This window comes from Dellaglioa sp. CoH-57-MRSF-20 (genome assembly GCF_056781955.1).
In genome coordinates this window covers 1-457 of sequence record NZ_JBXAXV010000115.1, presented here as the reverse complement: position 1 = coordinate 457, position 457 = coordinate 1, and the positions used below count along the sequence as shown (strand labels likewise).

At 58.2% G+C, this 457-nt stretch carries 1 protein-coding gene; it reads left to right on the top strand.

Annotation, left to right across the window (positions count from 1 at the left end; all coding sequences use genetic code 11):
• Window positions 1-147: 147 nt before the first annotated feature.
• The coding region (locus AC1RPN_RS08390) for a hypothetical protein (RefSeq protein WP_391857666.1) at window positions 148-457 on the top strand (310 nt) is incomplete at its 3' end.

Below are 457 nucleotides of genomic sequence, written 5' to 3'. Positions count from 1 at the left end.
CGTATTCTAGGAGTCTCCGGGGGCTCAATAAATGTCGATCCGGTGGGGGCTGGAAACGCGGTCGTGGCGCGCGCCCCGAGCCGGCCGCAGTCGTTGGTGACTGCGGGTATGGGTGGCAGTATGGGCAGCATAGGAGGGGGTCCCTCGATGTCGGTCAATGGCTTCTGGTCGTCGAACTACCAGTACATGATGACCGGTATTCTCCCAGCAGACCCGAGTCTGATTGACACCAGCACGCTCAAGCTGTTCTATCGCGACATGTATCTGTTCGATAGCACTGCGGGCTCTGCCGTGGACATTCAGTCGAGCTTTCCGTTCTCCGACTGGGAGCTACGCGGTCTGACCGAAGCTGAACTCCAACCGTTCCACGACACGCTGGCTCGGCTCAATATCCGGCAAATGCTGCCGTTGATTAGTACAGCTTACCTTGTGGACGGCTTCTTCTGTGGGTCTATGG